The organism is Oleiphilus sp. HI0066, assembly GCF_001635725.1.
The window spans coordinates 1-715 of record NZ_LWFH01001701.1 but is presented as its reverse complement, the minus strand read 5'-3'; the positions used below and the strand labels follow the sequence as shown (position 1 = coordinate 715).

1 protein-coding gene is annotated in these 715 nt (G+C 47.3%); it reads left to right on the top strand.

Features of this window, described 5'->3' with window-relative positions; genetic code table 11:
* Positions 1–715 (top strand): UDP-N-acetylmuramate--L-alanine ligase (murC, locus tag A3738_RS26690; RefSeq protein WP_231876773.1); only part of this gene is annotated, 715 nt, incomplete at both ends.

Below are 715 nucleotides of genomic sequence, written 5' to 3'. Positions count from 1 at the left end.
TGCGACAACACGTCATTTAACTAACCTAGGTACACAAGTATTTATTGGCCATCGCGCAAGCAATGTTGATGGTGCGAATGTCATTGTTGTTTCAAGTGCTATCAACGAAGAAAATCCTGAGATTATGGCAGCTCGCTCTGCGCGCATTCCGATTGTGCCTCGCGCTGAGATGTTGGCCGAAATAATGCGATATCGTCATGGTATCGCGATTGCCGGAACGCATGGCAAGACAACGACAACAAGTTTGATCGCGTCGATTCTTGGCGCTGGTGGTATGGATCCAACTTTCGTAATTGGTGGGCGTCTGAATAGTGCCGGCACAAACGCGAAGTTAGGCGGGTCGAGATATCTTGTTGCAGAAGCAGATGAGAGCGATGCGTCTTTTTTACATCTCACCCCAATGGTTTCTGTCGTCACCAACATCGAAGCAGATCATATGCATACCTATGGCGGAGACTTTGGTCGGCTAAAGCAAACCTTTGTAGATTTTCTGCACAATCTTCCGTTCTATGGCACCGCCGTGATGTGTATAGATGACCCAGTCGTCGAAGAGTTAATTCCATCCATCTCACGTGCAGTCATTACCTATGGCTTTAATGAGTCTGCAGATGTGCGAGCCGAAAATGTCAGACAAAGTGGACAATTAACGAGTTTCACGGCGATTCGTGCGGGAGATAAGCCAGATTTAGAAGTTGATTTCCAAATGCCAGGTGAG